This window comes from Streptomyces sp. TLI_146, from assembly GCF_002846415.1.
Taxonomy (GTDB): Bacteria; Actinomycetota; Actinomycetes; order Streptomycetales; family Streptomycetaceae; genus Streptomyces.
In genome coordinates this window covers 345,269-362,258 of record NZ_PJMX01000001.1, presented here as the reverse complement: position 1 = coordinate 362,258, position 16,990 = coordinate 345,269, and the positions used below count along the sequence as shown (strand labels likewise).

At 68.2% G+C, this 16,990-nt stretch carries 18 protein-coding genes and 1 pseudogene; 12 read left to right on the top strand and 7 right to left on the bottom strand.

What is annotated here, in order from left to right; genetic code table 11:
• Positions 1–242: 242 nt before the first annotated feature.
• The 3 genes from BX283_RS01655 to BX283_RS01645 form a co-directional block, all read right to left on the bottom strand.
• Positions 243–899, bottom strand: coding sequence for a diguanylate cyclase (locus BX283_RS01655; protein ID WP_257581717.1), 657 nt, complete (start codon positions 897–899; stop codon positions 243–245).
• A gap of 396 nt (positions 900–1,295) precedes the next feature.
• Positions 1,296–3,212: a molecular chaperone HtpG gene (htpG, locus tag BX283_RS01650; RefSeq protein WP_101385891.1), complete on the bottom strand. Its 1,917-nt coding sequence runs from the start codon at positions 3,210–3,212 to the stop codon at positions 1,296–1,298.
• A gap of 213 nt (positions 3,213–3,425) precedes the next feature.
• Entirely contained in the window at positions 3,426–4,076 is a 651-nt protein-coding gene (locus tag BX283_RS01645; protein ID WP_101385890.1) for a type III effector protein, read from the bottom strand.
• Between the two features lie 131 nt (positions 4,077–4,207).
• On the opposite strand from BX283_RS01645, the gene BX283_RS01640 reads away from it, so the two are divergent.
• Together BX283_RS01640 and BX283_RS01630 are read left to right on the top strand one after the other, a co-directional pair.
• Positions 4,208–4,639: an Hsp20/alpha crystallin family protein gene (locus BX283_RS01640; RefSeq protein ID WP_101385889.1), complete on the top strand. Its 432-nt coding sequence runs from the start codon at positions 4,208–4,210 to the stop codon at positions 4,637–4,639.
• Between the two features lie 567 nt (positions 4,640–5,206).
• Positions 5,207–5,650 (top strand): DUF2267 domain-containing protein, encoded by a 444-nt coding sequence (locus BX283_RS01630; protein WP_101385888.1) that lies wholly within the window; start codon positions 5,207–5,209, stop codon positions 5,648–5,650.
• Positions 5,651–6,098: 448 nt separating this feature from the next.
• Here BX283_RS01630 and BX283_RS01615 read toward each other — a convergent pair whose 3' ends face one another.
• Together BX283_RS01615 and BX283_RS01610 are read right to left on the bottom strand one after the other, a co-directional pair.
• Positions 6,099–6,539 carry an alpha/beta hydrolase gene (locus tag BX283_RS01615; protein WP_257581713.1) on the bottom strand — a complete coding sequence of 147 codons (441 nt, stop codon included), beginning with the start codon at positions 6,537–6,539 and terminating at the stop codon, positions 6,099–6,101.
• Between the two features lie 368 nt (positions 6,540–6,907).
• On the bottom strand, positions 6,908–7,417 hold the full coding sequence (locus BX283_RS01610; RefSeq protein ID WP_101385886.1) for a hypothetical protein: 510 nt from the start codon (positions 7,415–7,417) through the stop codon (positions 6,908–6,910).
• Positions 7,418–8,213: 796 nt separating this feature from the next.
• Here BX283_RS01610 and BX283_RS41290 point away from each other — a divergent pair.
• The 3 genes from BX283_RS41290 to BX283_RS01590 all read left to right on the top strand — a co-directional run bounded on the left by BX283_RS41290 (position 8,214) and on the right by BX283_RS01590 (position 9,764).
• Positions 8,214–8,342 carry a hypothetical protein gene (locus tag BX283_RS41290; protein WP_257581710.1) on the top strand — a complete coding sequence of 43 codons (129 nt, stop codon included), beginning with the start codon at positions 8,214–8,216 and terminating at the stop codon, positions 8,340–8,342.
• Positions 8,343–8,512: 170 nt separating this feature from the next.
• Positions 8,513–9,103 carry a hypothetical protein gene (locus tag BX283_RS01595; RefSeq protein ID WP_143676340.1) on the top strand — a complete coding sequence of 197 codons (591 nt, stop codon included), beginning with the start codon at positions 8,513–8,515 and terminating at the stop codon, positions 9,101–9,103.
• 184 nt (positions 9,104–9,287) lie between these two features.
• Positions 9,288–9,764, top strand: coding sequence for a cyclic-phosphate processing receiver domain-containing protein (locus tag BX283_RS01590; protein ID WP_257581708.1), 477 nt, complete (start codon positions 9,288–9,290; stop codon positions 9,762–9,764).
• Positions 9,765–9,973: 209 nt separating this feature from the next.
• Here BX283_RS01590 and BX283_RS01585 read toward each other — a convergent pair whose 3' ends face one another.
• On the bottom strand, positions 9,974–10,657 hold the full coding sequence (locus BX283_RS01585) for a hypothetical protein (protein WP_143676339.1): 684 nt from the start codon (positions 10,655–10,657) through the stop codon (positions 9,974–9,976).
• Between the two features lie 133 nt (positions 10,658–10,790).
• Here BX283_RS01585 and BX283_RS01580 point away from each other — a divergent pair, with 133 nt between their 5' ends.
• From BX283_RS01580 to BX283_RS01545, 7 genes and pseudogenes are all read left to right on the top strand, one after another.
• On the top strand, positions 10,791–11,858 hold the full coding sequence (locus tag BX283_RS01580) for a hypothetical protein (protein ID WP_101385883.1): 1,068 nt from the start codon (positions 10,791–10,793) through the stop codon (positions 11,856–11,858).
• A 210-nt stretch (positions 11,859–12,068) separates the two neighbouring features.
• Positions 12,069–12,725 (top strand): SRPBCC family protein, encoded by a 657-nt coding sequence (locus BX283_RS01570; RefSeq protein ID WP_101385882.1) that lies wholly within the window; start codon positions 12,069–12,071, stop codon positions 12,723–12,725.
• A gap of 807 nt (positions 12,726–13,532) precedes the next feature.
• Positions 13,533–13,850, top strand: a pseudogene (locus tag BX283_RS01565) (IS5/IS1182 family transposase); the annotation flags it as partial.
• Between the two features lie 80 nt (positions 13,851–13,930).
• Positions 13,931–14,413 carry a hypothetical protein gene (locus tag BX283_RS01560; RefSeq protein WP_101385880.1) on the top strand — a complete coding sequence of 161 codons (483 nt, stop codon included), beginning with the start codon at positions 13,931–13,933 and terminating at the stop codon, positions 14,411–14,413.
• A gap of 37 nt (positions 14,414–14,450) precedes the next feature.
• Positions 14,451–15,089 (top strand): maleylpyruvate isomerase N-terminal domain-containing protein, encoded by a 639-nt coding sequence (locus tag BX283_RS01555; protein ID WP_101385879.1) that lies wholly within the window; start codon positions 14,451–14,453, stop codon positions 15,087–15,089.
• A gap of 174 nt (positions 15,090–15,263) precedes the next feature.
• Entirely contained in the window at positions 15,264–15,446 is a 183-nt protein-coding gene (locus tag BX283_RS01550; RefSeq protein ID WP_101385878.1) for a hypothetical protein, read from the top strand.
• 232 nt (positions 15,447–15,678) lie between these two features.
• The gene (locus BX283_RS01545; RefSeq protein WP_101385877.1) at positions 15,679–16,245 is read left to right on the top strand and encodes a hypothetical protein; all 567 of its coding nucleotides are present in this window, start codon (positions 15,679–15,681) and stop codon (positions 16,243–16,245) included.
• A gap of 65 nt (positions 16,246–16,310) precedes the next feature.
• Here BX283_RS01545 and BX283_RS40370 read toward each other — a convergent pair whose 3' ends face one another.
• Positions 16,311–16,463 (bottom strand): hypothetical protein, encoded by a 153-nt coding sequence (locus BX283_RS40370; RefSeq protein WP_180357006.1) that lies wholly within the window; start codon positions 16,461–16,463, stop codon positions 16,311–16,313.
• Between the last annotated feature and the right edge of the window lie 527 nt (positions 16,464–16,990).

Here is a 16,990-nt window from a genome sequence, read left to right as displayed (position 1 = left end):
CCGCCGGGGAGGAGAGGTAACGGCCGCCGAGCACCGACCGTGCCCATACACGCGGCCGCTAGGGCGCCAGCAGCTCCGCCATAGTCCCCGCAGCAGTTGTTGAACAGCGCGTGCACACGGGTGCCGCGACGGGCAGCGGGGGAGCGGCATGGATGCTCACCCGCCACTGGTCGACATCGCGCCGGGTCAGGGCGAGAACGGCGGCGGTCCCAGTGGACGGGTCCGGCACTGAGGGGCGCGGCTCACAACGCCGCCCGCACGCGCCGGGCCCGCAGGCAACGACGCATCTCCTCCGCGTACGGAAGCGCTACGCCCAGGGTGATGGTGGCGGCCAAGGCGGCCAGATAGCGTGCGGGAAGAGGCCTGTCCTTGGGCAGCAGCTTCCAGTCGTCGGGACCCGGGCCGCCCCGCAGCGTCGCCCGGACCGCTTCGGGGTGCAGGCACGCGGCGAACGCCATCGCCGTCAGGGGAAGGACTTCGAGGAAACTGTGGATGTGCTGCTCGATCGGGCGGACCTCGCGCTCCTTGGTGGCAAGGTTCACGTCCCACAGAGCGGTGGCGCCGTGGGCGAGCGCGGCGCCGCCCATGGTGGAGAGCACCAGCGGGTTGATCCTCGCGAGCAATCCCACCGTCACGGGGAGGCCGGCCTCGGTCATCATCAGCGCGTGCACGGCCGACTCGCGCACGCCCGAGGTGTCCTCGATCCGGGTGCGCCGGTGCATCCACCAGTCGGCGAGGCCCGGCACCACCCACAGGGGCAGCACACCGTAGAGCAGAAACTGCCGGTTGGCCTCCTCGGTTCCGGACACGGGAGTGGAGAGGGGGAGGTCACGGCCCCGTCGCCAGCGGATCCAGGTACGGGAGGGCAGGCCGGTGACGCGTGCGTGGGGACTCGGCATGGCAATCCATCTCGCCTTCTCGTCGCGTGCTTCCGTCGTGAGCTTCCTCGTACGGGACAAGCCTCCCTGCGGGTGACCGGCCTCGCGCGCCGAAAACCTGCGGGCCGCAACCGGGGCACGGCCGTGCGGCCGCCCAGGCACGGGGCAGCCGCTCATTCGCGCTCCGCGGTCGGCCCGCCCTGCCCGTACCCGCCACTTGCGGCTGATCCCCGGTGGCAAGGAAGGCCCGGCCGACCGTACGCGGACCGGACACCAGGAGTCGGACGCGGCCTGGGCCGTGCCCCGGGGCACCCCGGCGCTCGGGGCGGGGGTGCCGGAGCGGTCGGCGCGCGTGGGGCGTGGCCGGGGTGGGTGTGGTCGGGTACTTCGGTTGTGCCGGGCCACACCCACCCGTGGTCACAGAGCTCTGGTCAGGCGGTCGGTGAGCAGCCGGGTGAAGCGGGCCGGGTCGGGCAGGTCGCCGCCTTCGGCGAGCAGTGCGCTGCCGTATACCAGCTCGGCGATCTCCGCCAGTGCGGGGTCATCGGCGTTGGCGGCGTGTGCGGTGCGCAGTGCGGTGATCAGCGGGTGCGTGGGGTTGAGTTCCAGGATCCGCTTGACGGTGGGCAGTTGCTGCCCCATCGCCCGGTACATCTTCTCCAGAGTCGGCGTCACGTCGTGGGCGTCGCCGACGATGCACGCAGCCGATGTGGTCAGTCGGGACGACAGGCGGACCTGCTTGACCTGCTCGGACAGGGTGGTGGCCAGCCACGTCAGCAGGGCGGCGAAGTCCTGCTCGCGCTGGGCCTTGTCGGCGTCGGTTTCCTGGTCGCCGTCGGCGGATGCGTCGAGGTCGACCTGGCCCTTGGCGATTGACTGCAGACGGTGCCCGTCGAAGGCCGGGACCTGGTCCACCCACACCTCGTCGACGGGGTCGGTGAGGATCAGGACCTCGTATCCCTTGGCGGTGAAGGCTTCCATGTGCGGGGAGTTCTCCACCATCGCACGGGTCTCGCCGGTCAGGTAGTAGATGCTCTCCTGGCCGTCCTTCATGCGCTCCACGTACTGGCGCAGCGTGGTGGTCTTCTCCGGGTCGTGGGTGGAGGCGGCCGACACCAGCTCAAGCAGGGCATCGGTGTTGTCCGTGTCCTCGATCAGGCCCTCCTTCAGCGCGCGGCCGAACTGCGTCCACACCTTCGCGTAGCGCTCGGCGTCTTTGGCCTGCATGTCCTTGAGGGCGCCGAGGACTTTCTTGACCAGACGTCGGCGCACGCCGCGGATCTGGCGGTCGTGCTGGAGGATCTCGCGGGAGACGTTGAGTGACAGGTCGTGGGCGTCGACGACGCCCTTGACGAAGCGCAGGTAGTTGGGCATGAGCGCTTCGCAGTCGTCCATGATGAACACCCGCTTGACGTACAGCTGCACGCCGGGCTTGGTCTCGCGGGAGAACAGGTCGAAGGGTGCCTGCGAGGGGATGAACAGCAGCGCCTCGTACTCGAAGGTGCCTTCGGCGCGCATATGGATCGTCTCGGCCGGGGCCTGCCAGTCGTGGCTGATCTGCTGGTAGAACTCGTGGTATTCGTCCTCGCTCACCTCGCTGCGAGGCCGGGCCCACAGGGCCTTCATCGAGTTGAGCGTGTCGATGTCGCGCGTGGTCTCGCCGTCGGCGTTGGTGTGTTCGGTGGCCATCCGGATCGGCCAGCGGATGAAGTCCGAGTACTGCTTGACGATCTGACGGATCTTCGGCTCGGACAGGTAGTCGGCGAGCCCGTCCTCGCTGTCGGTGGGCTTGAGGTGCAGGGTGACCGTGGTGCCCACGGGCAGGCCGTCGACTTCCTGGATGGTGTAGACGCCCTCGCCGTCGGACTCCCACTGCGTACCGGAGGAGGTGCCGGCCCGCCGGGTGCGCAGGGTGACTTTGTCGGCCACCATGAATGCCGAGTAGAAGCCGACCCCGAACTGCCCGATCAGGCTCTCGGCGGTGGCGGTGTCCTTGGACTCCTTGATCTTCTGTAGCAGGTCGGCGGTGCCGGACTTGGCGATCGTGCCGATCAGCTCCACGAGATCGTCCCGGCTCATACCGATCCCGTTGTCACGGACGGTCAGTGTGCGGGCGTCCTTGTCGGCCTCCAGCCAGATGTGGAGGTCGGTGGTGTCCTCGACGAGGCTGGAGTCGGTCAGTGATTCCAGCCTCAGCTTGTCCAGTGCGTCGGAGGCGTTCGAGATCAGCTCGCGCAGGAAGATGTCCTTGTTCGAGTAGATCGAGTGAATCACCAGCCGGAGCAACTGGCGGGTCTCAGCCTGGAATTCCAGCGTCTCGGCATTGCTGCCCATGCGGGTCTCTTTCTGTGGGAACGTCATGTACGGATAGGACTCGGCCGCGACGGACACATGCCGCCTCGGCGTGGTTCGCGGCGGGCCGGAGGGCACCCGCTCTCGTGGTGACCTCCTGTAACGGCCGTCGCCGTGTGTTGTCGAATCCCCTGAGTCTGCCCGGAGGGGCTCGCGCGCCGGGCGCTGAAGCGACCTGGAGTCCGACGCAGGTGCTCAGGTGTCGTCAGCTGCTGTCGCCGCGAGCTGCTCGTCGAGGGTGTCCAGGGATGTGGCGAGGTCGGTGTGGTGGGCGTCGAGGTAGGGGCGCATGGCGGTGAGGGGGGCGATCAGCTCGGCGGCGTCGGTGGCGCCGAGTGCCGCGTGCAGGGCGGCCTGGGCCGGGCGGGCTTGGGGTGCGAGGTGGGTCAGCGCCGTGATCTGTGCGGCGAGGCGGCGCAGGTCGGCGGCGTTGGCGCGGGCCCAGGTGGCGGTGGCGCGTTCGGCGGCCCGGGCCTGGCGGGTTGCCGTTACACGCTGCTCGCCGGTGGTGCCCACAGCGCCGGGCCGACCGCGCAGGTAGCGGCGCTCGGCGGCTTGGCGGCTGGCGACGCCGAGGGGGTGGGCGAGGTCGGCCCAGCTGGCCCCGGCGTCGCGGGCGGTTTCGATCAGGCCGGTCTCCCACCCGGCGAGTTGCTCGCGTACCTGGCGCAGCAGCATCAGGGAGGCCAGCGCCTGCTCGGGACCGGGGCCGGCCGCGTCGGCGGTCTCCAGCTGGGCATCGCGCAGGGCGTCGTCTATAGCGGCCAGGGCCGCCGCGGCGGCGAGAAAGGACGCCGGGCTGTGGGCGTCGTTGCTGGCCGTGGAAGGTTTGTCGGCTGCGGTCACGGGCACCTCCCTGGGAGCGTCATCACGTCGACGACATCATGTTTGTCATCCATCAGATGACATGTTACAACGGTGCGAGTGAAGAAGCGCATTGGCAGCCACTGCCTGAACCTGCTGGAGGTGTTTTCACGATGTTGATGCGCACTGACCCCTTCCGTGAGCTGGACCGGCTGGCTCAGCATCTGGTGGGCCCGGGCACCTGGTCGAAGCCGTCCGCGATGCCGATGGACGCCTACCGCGAGAACGACGCGTACGTAGTGGCCTTCGACATCCCCGGCGTCAGCGCGGACGCGATCGACATCGACGTCGAGCGCAACATGCTCACCGTCAAGGCCGAGCGGCGGCCGGCGGCGAAGGCCGACGACGTGCAGATGGACCTGTCCGAGCGGCCACTGGGCGTCTTCTCCCGCCAGATCGTGCTCGCCGACACCCTGGACACCGAGCACATCCAGGCCGACTACGACGCGGGCGTGCTCACCCTGCGGATCCCGATCGCCGAGCGCGCCAAGCCCCGCAAGATCTCCATCGGCGGCGGGACCGGCCGCAAGGAGATCTCCGGCTGACACCGGCCGGACCGGTGCGGAGGACGGGTATCGGCCTCCCCCTCCACCCCGTCCTCCGCATCCCCGCGGGCAGTCCCAACGCGAAGAGGGGGAGTGCGGCCGGTGACTGTGCGACGCGCAGCGTTCCTCGACCAAGTGAAGGAACGCGGCCTGCACGCCCCTGCGCAGGAGGCCGAACCCGCGGCCCGCCCAGTGCACGCTCGCCCTGCTCGGCGCGCACCCCGTCAGCGAGACGGCCCCCAGGTCGGGGCACGCCTCCCGCGGAGGCCTTCGCCGCCCTCGTGCCCCCGCTGCGGGGCCCCCGGCCCTCCCGCGCGGTTTGCCCGTGCGCCCACCGCCTCGACCGGGGGCGCCACCGAGCAGACCTCGACCGGGGGCACCAGCACCAGGCGGTCCACCGCCGCCGACCGGCAGGCGAGGACCGGACCTGCCTGGGCAGAGCTCATCCTTCTCCAACCCGCTGTCAGCGATGGACTTTTCCCTCTTCGGCCGACCGCCGGTCCACCCGACCAAAACCGGGGGCGTCGCATCCGGCACCCCCATGGCTCATGAAAGGCATACACCGCAGTGATCTCCGACGCGCGCGTACCGCTTGAGCACCCGCAGCCGTACTCGACGGCGTACGAGCAACTCCTGGAAAAGGTCCGCTACGAAGGCGCCTACCCCACCCGCGAGCGGGCCGAGGAAGCCGTCCGGCTGGTCCTCGCGGGACTCGGGCGTCAGCTGACCGGGGACGAACGCGTCGATCTGGCGGCCTGCCTGCCCCTGGAGGCCGCCCGGGTGCTGACCGCGCAGATCCCCGCCCCCCGCCCGCTGACCGGCTGGGCGTTCGTCAAGGACCTCGCCGTCCGTTCCCGTGCTTCCCTGGCCACCACCCGCTGGGACACCGGCTCCGTCTTCTCGGCCGTCGCTGCCCACGCCGGCCCCGGCCTCATCACCCGCATCCTCGATCAACTCCCCACCGGCTACGCCCTGCTGTTCGGCCGGGCCGAACTCACCCGCGCGGCGTGAACGGGCAGCCGGTCAGGTGGCCGCTGCCGCCTGACCGGCTGCCTGGAACGGCTACCGCAGTGGGGGGGGGTCGTGCCCCAGGGCGGGGTGTGGGGGGATCAAGCGTTACGCATTCCGGTACGAGACCACTGGCAAATCTCGGTAGAGCCGGACCGGCAGCCCAGGAAGCGTGCTGGGTGAAGACGACGTCGGCGCCTTCTCGTGGGAAGGCCGGGCAGACGGCGCGACCGATCCCGGAGTCCCTCCGGCGCCCCGGTGTCTTGGCCGTTGGGGTCTGTCAGCGGGGGCCTTGGGCAGGCTCTGTTCATCCCCACCGGCTACTCCTTCAACTCGACGGCAGCCCCCTCTACCCGTCCCCGGCAGCCGTCTTGCCATGACCAACCTCGCTGCAACAGCGTGGCCACCCTGGTCGTCGCCCGCTGGGAGAACGCCTTGGACACCGAGCGCGTCAACCATGCCCTGCGTACCGGTAAACCGCACGCCGAACCCGTGGTGGCAGAAGGCGGCCCCCTCCGGAAGACCACCGACGCGAGCGCCAACCTGACCGGGCCCTGAACGTGGTCTGGTCCACAGGCGCCACGGCGTTGCCGACACGGCTGACCGATACACCGCCCAGGCTGTGTCCGACCAGCACCACCGGGCCGTTTCGCGCCGCGCGCCGTACGATGCCCGTCACGCGCGCTTCGTAGTCGTCCAGCCCGAGGCCGTTCAGTGGGGATGACTCGACCGCCATCGCTCTGAGGTCCTGGCGCTGATACGCCTCGGCGACGAAGGCCTCCGCGCCGTGCCGTGGCTGGTCCGCCATGGCGACGCGGTGACCGCGCAGCGTCAGCTCCCGCGCGATCGGCATCCAGAAGGCGCCGGCGCTGTGGGTACCGTGCACCAGCACGTAGGTGGTGGGCCCGCGTCGTGGCTGTGCCACCGCTCGTGAGGCCCCGAGTCCGCCGGCCAGGGCCGTGCCCCCACCGCGAGCCCCAGACCGCGCAGCGCCGTTCGCCTGGTGGTGTCCGTTCGTTGTTCGTTCCTGGCATCCGTCATGTTCCGACGCTATGAGCGGCCCACTGAGCGCGCCCGCGGCCCAGCACCCCTGTGGGGGTGGGTCTGGCAACACTGTCGAACGCTGGGGCTGCGTCCGGGGGTTGATCTATTCATCGGCGGTTCCTGCCGTGAGCTCGGGCATGGCCGCGCCCGAAAGTCCCCTGCCTCCACGTCGAATCGCGAATGGTCCGGGGCCGACGTGGAGGCGGAGAGGGATGGTTACGGGGTCGCCCCGGTGCCGATCTTCTTGCAGCTGGGGCCGCCGACGCCGTAACCGAGCTGTTTCCCGGTGCCGTAGTACCAGTCGCTGTACCCCTGGCAGATGTTGCCGTTCCAGGCCAGGTAGAAGCCGGCCTGGTAGTCCTCGCTGCTTGTGCTGTAGATGCCCTGGCTTCCGGCGTCCCACCACTCGATGCCCGCCGGGTTGTAGTGGTGCATCCCGGGATCGCCCGGCGCGGCGCTGACGATCCAGACCTGGCTGCTGGCCGAGGCTACCTGTGAGACCCACATGTCCTTGAAGTGGAACTCCGCGTAGGCCCGCTTCTGACAGAAGTCATAGCCCTGGTAGAAGGTGCCGAGGTCGTAGTTGGCCGTGGTGACGACCTCCATCACGGCACCGACGGTCCTCGTGCAGGTGCCCGCTTGTGCCGTGGGTGCCGCCACCATGCCGACGGTCGATCCGGCCGCCAGGGCCAGCGCCATGAGTGCGGATCTGATCTTCGACTTCATTGCTTCCCCCATCGTTTGACAACTACCAGGGAATTCATGAGTGAGGCTAGGGGCAAAGATCCTTCGGTCGTCCTGACTCCGTCCTAGGTTCGTCCTTGTACGAGGTCAGATGGAGGGCGTTGCGACCGACACATACATTGGTGCCGGAGCGATCCTGTGCCTCTCCGCTTGAGCGGGACACGGCGATGAAAGGGGTGCGGGCGAGTCGGCGGGCGATGTGGCGGGTCTCTCAGGCGGGACTCGGTTCGGTTTCGGGGTATGGGCTGAGCATGGTGTCGAAGTAGCCCTCCGGGGACTGCTCCAGGAAAGCCGGCAGGTTTTCCAGGAAGGCGCGCAGCGGGGGCGTGGCGTTGTGGCGGTCCAGGTCTTGCTGGGAGCGCCGACGGGCGTGAGGAGTTCCGCCCGCTGACCGAGCTCAGCGCCGGCGAGCGGCGGCAGGTCGTCACCCTCCTGCCGAGCATCGCCAAGCTCACCGAGGTCAGGCACCTCGTGCTCTGCGGCAGCAACCTGGTGCGGATCCCGCCCGAGATCGGAGCTATGACCAGCCTGGAGGAGTTCACCCCCCTACACCTCCTACCGGCTCCACTGGTTCCCGTATGAGATCACCCGGTGCCGCAAGCTGACCCGCAGTACTGTCAGCACGCGATCCCTGATCGGTAACTACAAGCTGCGCCCGCCCTTCCCGCGCCTGCAGCCATCCCCGGAATTCGTTGCGGACCTCGACCCTTCAGTCCTGCATCCCCGGCGTTGGGGCGTCACTGTCATCCATAGCTGCGGCGTCTGTACCCGCCCGATCGTGCAGGCCGGGCTCCACCAGGTGTGGATCTCCCTGCGTGTGGCGACCGACGTGCTGCCCCTGCTGGTGAACGCCTGCTCCTCGGGGTGCGTCGCCGCACTGCCCAGCGGGGCGGACGAGTTCGCCTGATCACAGCGGGCTTCCCAGAAGGCGGCCGTACACCGCACGCATGGGCATCCGTTGGCCATCCCACTCGGTGGCACGGAATGCTCGGCGCCCCGTCTCGCAATCCCCAACTTTGGGGATTGGTGGGGCGGATGGGGGCTGCGAGCCTGGACGGCGACCCTAGGAGGGAACACATGAGAATACGTCGCCAAGATGTAGACCCCCGACGTACCGTCGGCAGCCGTGCCCGGCGTCTGACCAGATGGCTCGCCGCCGGTGTGGTGCCGGCGGCCGTCCTGGCGCTGTCGACTCCCGCGCACGCCGGAGTGCTCGTGTTCTCGAACGGATTCGAGGGCAGCCAGCTCGACAAGTGGGACCACCTCACTGGGGACGATGCCCGCGCGGGTTTCGAAGTCAACACCGCGACCGCCCACTGGGGCCAGAACAACGGTTGGCTCTACGCACGTCAGGGGTGGGCTCGCGAAGGGACCTGGGCCGCGCTCAACGGTATTTCGTGGAACTCCACCTGCGCGGCCCGTATCTATGTCTGGCCGCAGAACGGTGTGCAGTTCGCCCTCAGGGTGTGGGATGCGAACGGCAACAAACTGGGGGAGACCGTGCCCTGGCTCAACGCGAACTCCTCATACCAGGCCGTCGACACCTCGGCATGGTCACCGCGTGGCAACACCAACGTATTCGTCGAGGCCGTGATCAGCTCGTACGACGGGACATCGAGGACTGTACGTATCGACGACCTCGCGGTGCAGTGCACGACCGACGCGTAGAACTCCCGGGGTTCGCCCGTCGCGGCCCTCACCCGAACCGCCTCCCCAGCGACCACCGACATCGCAGGCATCTCCCACTACCGCGACACCGCGGGAGAGTTCGCCGCTTCTGGCACTGTCGGATCATCTGCTGCGGCTTCGTCAACCTCGCGATCCGGGTGAGCGCCGCCACGGGGTCAAGACCATGCACATCGGGATCGTGGAGCCGCTGCGGGCGATGGAATGGAACTTCGTGACATCCGCGAAGCCAACGATGGTGCGGTCGCTGCCCTCCTCGCGCCGCCTGCCTCCGATGGATTGTGATGATGGTGAGGTGAAAGAAGACCAGCCGATACCAGCGCCTGTCATCCTGGGCATTGACGACCTCCGTCCGCTGCCCCGGGCGACACGGATCGCCCGTACCAGCAGCGAGGGAATCCAGCTCCTGCAAGACCACCGCGACAGCTTTATCAACGAACTCTGGCTCGACCACGATCTCGGTGGCGAGGACAGTATTCTGCCCGTGGTGACCCTCATGGAAGAAGCCGCCTTCACCGGACAGCCGTTCCGCATCGGAACGGTCTTCGTGCACAGTGCCAACCCCATTGGCGCCGAGACGGTCGTGCGGTCACTCACACGTTGGGGCTACCGGGTCCGGCGGACCACAGCTCAGGGAACCTGACTCAGGGGTGAGACCAACGCCCGACACATTGCGAGACCCCGGAGGAAACCGCAGGCCAGAGAAGTAGCACCCATGGCGCTACCGCTCATGGCGTGTCCGGCGGCGAAGAGCACCGCCGAGGCGCAGTGGCGGCCTCCTGTCAGCCACCAGTGGGCCCACCGGCGTTTCCTCGTGGGGCCTTCCGCGGGTGGAAGGCCCCACCTCGTGTGCTACTTCTTCGGCGTGACCCCTGGTATGGCTGCCCCGCGTGCCGCTCCCGCTTCGAATGCCACATGGGCTAGGCCGGTCGGCGCGTCCGCTCCGACCTGAAGCGGTGCCCAGAGGGTCGCGAATTCACCGGGGTTGAGGTTCAGGGGAATCCGTGCTGTCAGGGTGGTGCGGTCTGCCGACAGCTCGCCCAGGGTTGAGTAGTTCTGTGGCGCGCCGTTGCGCCCCCAGTACAGCCGGGGTTCGGTGAACCACATCCCCTGCGGGGCGGCGCGGACGGTGACGGTCTGTGTGCCGGTCCGCTCCAGGCCGGTGTTCTCCACGGTCACGCTCGGCCAGAAGCTCTCCTGGCCCTGCGCGACGGTCTCGGGGATGCGGCGGTCGGTGATGGTGAGCGAGATCCGGGCCCACTGCGGCAGGTAGTTCTGGCAGCGGAAGCAGATGCTGCCGATCTGGAAGGTGTCCTCGGGCTTGCTGGGGTCCGAGCTGTACTGGTGGCTGAAGCTGTCCTGGCCCTCGGATGGTGAGGGGCAATGGTCCCGGGGTGGCTCATGGTCTCGGTGGTCGTGATTTTCACGGGGTGTCGGGAGCAGGGGTGCTGGACGGTTCTGGGGTGCGGGCCCGTCGCCTGTGCCGAGTATCTTGCGCACCCGGCGGGAGCGGGCGGTCCCGCCCCTTCGTCGCATCAGTGACAACGTCAGAGCCAGCCAACATGGCCGTTTCAGCGGTCGTTGGGGGTATCAAGGCGCGGCGTGTGGGAATGATGCCATCCGGCAGTTGTCCGGTCTTTGGCGCACAACATCGCCGAGGAGTTCTTTCATGTCCGAAACACGCCATTCTTTCAGCTATGAGCTTCCCGACTTCTACATGCCGTTTCCGCGCTACGGCATGAACCCGCATGCCGAGGACGTGCAAGGCGAGACCCTTGAGTGGCTTGATTCATTTGGGGCGCTGCGAGGGGAGATGCGTAACCATCTGCTACGCACGCGCCCCCAGGTCTGTACCGGCTTCTTCTACCCTTGGTGTGATCGGGAGATGATGGTGCTGGGCAACCAGTACATGGCGTGTACCTTCGTCATCGACGACATCTTCGACGATGCCATCACCGAGCACGACACCGATACCGTGGCTGTGTTCGCGCAGGACCTTCTCGATGCCACCCGGCTTCGCCGGGGATTCGGCGGAGGCTCTATCACTCGGGCCTGGGCCGATTTGATCGAGCGTCTCAATGAGAGCCAGTCCTCCGGCTGGATCGAGATGTTCGCGTTGGACAACGAAAGATGGATCGGCTCGTATGTCACCGAAGTGCGTCGGGCGAAGACCGGAATGTCGCTCGCAGAGTATCTGGACCACCGAGCCTGGAGCTTCAACTGCATCGCCTTCCTGCAGCTGGCCGAACGTCTCAACGGGATCGATGTCCGCCCGGAAATCAGGGCACTGCCCGGGCTGGCCGACGCCCGGCGGCTCAGTTCACAGTGGGGTGGTCTGCACAACGACATCTGGTCGGCGGACAAGGAGATCGCGATGGGATATCCGCACAACGCGGTCGTGATCGGGGTCAGGCACCTGCGATGCTCCGTCACGCGGAGCATCGCCCTCGTTGATGACATATTGGACGGACTGATGAACCAGTACCAGGCCGCAAGCGAGGCCGCTGTTGCGCAGTTGAAATTCGAGTGCGTCGACGATGGTGAATTCGCCGAGGCGGCCGGGTTGGTCGAGAACTACAATGCGATGACCCGGGGATATCACGACTACTATCTGGACAGCAAGATCCTCCGCTACCATCCCGAGGAGTACATGTCGGGTTCAGCTACTTTGCGGCCCCTGCACGCTCGCGACGACATCATCGCCCCCGGCAGCGACAATCCGCCGTGGCAGCTGTAGATGAGCGCTGATGTCCGTGTGGGTGCAGCGCGGCTCCACTACGTGAGGTGGACGTCTGGCTGGGCCCTCCGCGGTTTTGGGAACAGCGCTTGGATGCCCTAGGCACGGAGCTGACCCGCGGCAGGCGGTCCCGCCGGTTGCAGAACGGCACACGAGGGGGTGGAGACATACGGCAGTGCTCTGCCGGAGCTGACAACGAGGAGAGTTCCGATGACTGACATCGTTGACCAGATCAACGCCATGCACCGTCAGGTGCGGGACACCGAGACCCCGAGCGGGACAGCGCGCAGCATCATCATGCGTCGCACCTACGACGCCGCCGTCGACGACGTCTGGGAGGCGTGCACCGACGCGGAGCGACTGGGGCGCTGGTTCCTGCCGGTAAGCGGCGAGCTGAGGCCGGGCGGTCGGTACCAGCTGGAGGGCAATGCGGGCGGCGAGGTGCTGCGCTGCGAGCCGCCCCGTCTGCTGCGGGTCAGCTGGATCTTCGGGCAGCCGAACGAGGGCGATCTCAGCGAGGTCGAGGTGCGTCTGACCCCCCAAGGTGGGCAGCGCACCGTCTTCGAGCTGGAGCACGTCACGGTCATGACCGACCCGACGTTCTGGAAGACCTTCGGTCCTGGAGCGACCGGTGTCGGCTGGGACCTGGGTTTGGTCAGCTTGGGGTGGTACCTCGTCCAGGGCGAAGCCTTCGACCGCGAGGCGACGCAGGCGTGGAGCGAGTCCGCGGAAGCACGGACGTACCTGGCCGCCAGCAGCCAGGCCTGGGGCAGGGCGAACGAGGCATACGGCACGCCTGCCGAAACCGCCGCGGTGATGACGACGGCCACCACCGACTTCTACGTCCCACCGGCCACCACCCCCTGATGAGCGACGGCCAATCGTGGTGCGGGCCGCTGGGCCAGCCCAGAAGCACACCAGGGCACCCGGCCGCCTCCTTGCAGTGTCCGTCTCTGGCGAAGGGTGTAGCCCTACGGCTGCGGTCCTCATGTGCGGCCGGTGTTCACAAGATGGTCTGGGGTGCCGTACCAGGCGTGTTGTCCTGCTGGGGCCACGGTCAGGCCGATTTCCGTGATGGGGGGGCTGGGGGCCGGTCGTGTGCCGCGTACCAGGTGAATGCTGCTACGACTTCGTCCCACAGGTCTCTGGGCCCCGGCATTTCACGGCGTCGGCCTGCCACCAGTCGCGGTAGCGCACGATGGTCGCGGACGTGCCGGCCTGGTCGACGAACTGGACGCGGCGATCTGCCCCGCCGCCCCGGTGGGAGAACGTGACATCCGCAGTAGGGAAGGCCGCTGAGCTCCTCAAAGCACGGTCCCTGGGCAGTACGTTGGGCTTCCGCGATCCAATCGGTCGTCATAGGGGTGAGGGCGGACGCGACCGATCCGCCAGGGCTCCACCATCGCATGAAGGCGCTCCGCCAGGTCCGTACGGGGTGAAGAGCAGGGCGGCTCGTGCCGTCATGGCGTACCGTGCGCTCTGCGGTATCCCGGCTCAGCATCGCGGGGAGTCGGTCGCCGAGCTCGTTGCTGGGACCGGGTGGGGCCGCACCGTCCGGCCGCTCTCGCCGCGCAGTTCAACGAGCCGCTCCAGCGCGAGTGCCTCGCGTCGCTCCAACTCCTCCGTGGCTTCTATGCGCTGGTCAAGCGCTACCCGCGCCGCGGCACCGTGGCTGGTGCCACCCTGCTCTCCCGCATCGCCGCCGCCCACCCGCGGGTCACGAAGGCGTGGGTGGATGCCGGCTACCGCGCCACCGCCATCGACCACGGGGCTCCCTCGGCATCGATGTCCACCCCGTCCAGCGCCCGCGGGTTCACGATCAACCCGCGCCGCCGGACCGTCGAACGCGGCATCGGCTGGCTCATGCACCACCGACCTCTCGCCCGCGACTACGAAACTCGCCCGCACCGCTCCGAAGCCATGACCCACCTCGCGATGACCGACCCCGTGGCCCGCAGACTCACCGGCCAAGCCACCCCCAACTGCCGCTGAACCTGACCCTGAACCAAGCGCGAATCACCGGACCAAACGCTCAGTCGGGAGGGCCTGACCTCCGTTGTGGATGGGACACGGTGGCGCGCCGCCAACCGGAGTGGGACCTGGTCACCGTCGAGATCCGCTGCAGGCGTTTTGGGCACGACCAGCCGCACGACCAGGCCTTCGCCGATACCTACGGCTTCGACGGCACCCGATGGTCGGGCTACCGGACCCTCGCCGCGATCCGCGAACTGCGGATGATCACCACCAATGCCCGCGAGTTCCCTCAAGCGCCCTGCAGTCAAAGCGAAGTCGAACGGCGCATCGCAGCCCTCCAAAGCCACGAGAGGCACGTGCGGTGGAACATCCTCCAGCAGTCTGAAAGGTGGTGCGGAGACGGTCATGTCTCCACGCACCGACCCGCGCGCCGCCGTCGGGTTGACCGCGACGCCGGGGGCGCGTATCGAGTCGTGCTCAATCTGCGGGATTCGCCCTCCCGGCGGGGCCTGGACCAGTACATCGTCCGTACGGGACCAGGCGAGTTGTGTCCGGAATGCTTCACCTGTTCGCGATGTTGACGGGTGGAGCGATTGCTGACGACAGGAGGATGAGAAGGTGACACAGGTCAGGGAGCTCTACCTGAGCGTGGCGGAATCAGCGGGGAGGCTGCTGGCTGAGCCGGCGGTCGCGGGCGGCTGGCACCAGCCCTCCGCGCTGGCGAAGCTCAGTGTCCGTGGGCTGGCGGGCCACCTGGCCGGGCAGGTCTTCTTCATTCCCGCAGTGCTGGCTGAGCCAGAACCTTCCGAGCCCACCATCTCGATCCACGAGTACTACAGGCGGGTGAGTTGGATAGGCTCGGACATCGACACGCCGTTCAATCAGGGCATCCGATCCGGCGGAGAGGACGAGGCGGCCGATGGTCCCGCCGCACTGGCCGCGCGGGTCGCCACGTGCGTCGACGAGCTGCGCGGCACCTTGCCGGCCGCGCCGGATCGACGCGTCCGCCGCCCGACCTGGGGACCGTGGTCGATCAGTCTCGACGACTTCGTCACCAGCCGGACCCTGGAGCTCATCGTCCACTCCGACGACCTCGCGTGCAGTGTCGGGCTGCCCACACCGGAGTTCCCGGCCCTGGCGGTTGAGACAGTCGTGGACCTGCTGTCACGGATCGCACTGCGCCGCCATGGAGCGACTGATGTGCTGCGCGCCCTGAGCCGCGCCGAACGCGCACCGGCCTCCATCTCGGCTCTCTAGGCATGCATCGGTCAGTGGTCCGGGGACAGCCTGGGTGAGGTCTTTTCCTAGGGGATCCATGCGCCTCAAGCACTGGACCCCGTCACGATCAGTGTCCAGGACGACGCCCCCGACGGCTACGCCATCGGCGCCCGGCTCATTACCAACGGTGACAACGGCCACATCGTATGGCGGATGCGGACCATCCTGTCGGGCCAGGACACCGCGACGTGGACGACGTACGCCGCGCCGGGCGGTTACATCGGCAACGCCTACATCGAGGTCTGCAAGATCAAGGTGAGCACGGGGGCCATCGCCTTCTGCCAGTCCTCGGGAGTGATGGGTGCTCCCTTCGACGACTCCTCCGTAGGCCAGTAGACGCATTGGCCGGCGGGGCTCTGCGGGGAAGTCGCCGGTGACCGCGCCCGCGTTGAGGCGGATCCCGCCGAGGGAACCATCAGCGCGGCCAAAGTCAAGATCGCGGACCCGCACCGGCAGGAACTCACGGCGCGCGTGCGGATCCTGCACGACCGTGCGAAGTCGAGTGCCGCGCACGGCTGATTGATCTAGACTCCGCCCAGTTCACCTGGGGGATGGCATGTACAGACGCATGGGGCGCGCGCTGGGCGCGGCTGCGCCCGCATGCTTGGCCGCGGTCGCGATGAGCGGCTGCGACATCGCGATCGGGGGCGGCTCGGCGGGTCCCGCCGATCCGGCCGGTGGCGGGAACGCACGGACGCTGGGACCCGAGGGCCTCGGTCCGTTCAAGCTCGGCATGACGCTCGACCAGGCGGAGGCGACGGGGGAATGGAAGCGCCGCAAGGAAACGGTGGGCGCCTGCATGTCGGACACCGGGTCCAGTGGCATCACGGTCGGCTGGTCGGGCAGGCTCGGCATCTCCTCGCTCACCGCCGACAACGTGCGCACGCCCGAGGGGATCGGCACCGGCTCGACCTTCGCCGAGGTGAAGGCTGCGTACCGCCGTCCCGTCGACGGCACGGGCACGCTGGAGGAGGACGCGCAGTTGATGGGAACGGTGTGGACGGCCGTGCCCGGTAACCCCAAGGCGATGTACGCCATCCTCTTCAACATCGGCGGTGGCATGGCGCCCGACCATGTCGAAGGAGCCACCGTCCGGCTTGTAGTGCTCAAACTCAAGGCCGAACAACGCTGTTGACACCCGCCCCCGATGATCCACGGGCCTGGTCGAAACCGGCGGATCGGCGCCGCCGTGCGGCACCATCAGGCCACGAACTGCGGGGAGCGTTCGGCCGTCTGCGCTGCCTCCTTCAGGATCCACCGCAGCCAGGGATCGTCCTGTTGGGAGATGCACCCGTAGCGCACGGTCCGGTCCAGCTCGGCGTTACAGAGGTCCACTTCCGGGGGCAGCTTCACGATCAGACACCCGCCGCCGAACGCGCGTCCAGCCGACTGAGAGGTACGCCAGGGCAAGGCGGTCGGCCATCGTCACCGTGACCGTAAGCCGCTGGGTGCAGCTGCCATGACATGATCGGAGCATGACGGACCACAGGCCGGCGGCGGCCAAGCCCGGTCACGGCCCTTCACCCGAGGGCGGTGCGGGAGGTGCTGGCGGCTCTGCCGGGATCGGTGGTTTTCCTGCGGCCGCAGTTCGCATCAGGTGGGCGAGTGGTGGACTTCCGGTTGGAGGGAGCCTCTCCGGAGGCGGTTGACATCGCCGTGCCGTCGGCCCGGGGGCTTCCCACTCGAGGCGCGTAGACAGACGTGATTGGCTCGCCGGTACCTCTGTCCCGCGCGGTAGCCGGGGCAGAGGTACCCGGGGCGGCAGGCTGGGTACGGGGCGCTGGCCGGCCGACGCTCTGTGCGGCTGAAGGGCCCCCGCCGATCAGGCGGAATGTCGTCGCAGACGACCTCTACCGCGCCGATACCGGCCGAGCCAGACC